The sequence below is a fragment of the Bacillus salitolerans genome (genome assembly GCF_042680805.1).
Lineage (GTDB): Bacteria > Bacillota > Bacilli > Bacillales > SA4 > Bacillus_CJ > Bacillus_CJ salitolerans.
On sequence record NZ_JBHUEM010000042.1, the window covers coordinates 1 to 707 of the forward strand.

The following is a 707-nucleotide window of genomic DNA, read 5'->3' on the forward strand; positions in this document are numbered from 1 at the left end:
TGAGTCCCTTTATCAAATGGATTTCCTAATTGAAGCTTTTTCGTCTTTTCTACAAACTTTTCCATGAACTCATCATAAATGTCTTCATGAACATATAGCCTTGAACGAGCTTCACAAGATTGACCTGTATTATAGAAAATTCCAAATAGTGATCCGTCTACCGCTGCATCTACATCCGCATCTTCAAACACGACATTTGGTGACTTGCCGCCAAGCTCTAGTGTTACGCGTTTTAATGTTTGGGACGCTTTTGCCATAATATCTTTACCTACAGGAGTTGAGCCTGTAAATGCTACCTTATCAACTTGTGGATGTTCGACGAGGTAATTCCCCACTTCAGCACCTGATCCTGGAACAACATTCACGACACCTGCTGGCACACCTGCTTCAATACAAATTTCTGCTAAAACAATACAAGTAAGTGGCGTTAAGGAAGCTGGTTTTACCACTACTGAACACCCGACTGCAATAGCTGGTGCAATTTTCCACGCAGCCATCATTAACGGATAATTCCAAGGAATAATTTGTGCACAAACTCCTACCGGTTCTTTTTCCGTAATGTTTTGAAACTGACCTGGAACTGGATTAACGGAGCCGCGATGGCCGACAATCGCTCCTGCATAAAATTCAAAGTCTTCAATCGCTTGCATGACTTGACCTTGTGCTGCAGCTAAAGATTTCCCAGTATCTAAAATCTCCAATTCAAC

The 707-nt window shown here is 41.9% G+C and carries 1 protein-coding gene; it reads right to left on the bottom strand.

Annotation, left to right across the window (positions count from 1 at the left end; genetic code table 11):
- A partial coding sequence (locus ACFSCX_RS17525; RefSeq protein ID WP_377929538.1) for an aldehyde dehydrogenase family protein occupies window positions 1–707 on the bottom strand: 707 nt, incomplete at both ends.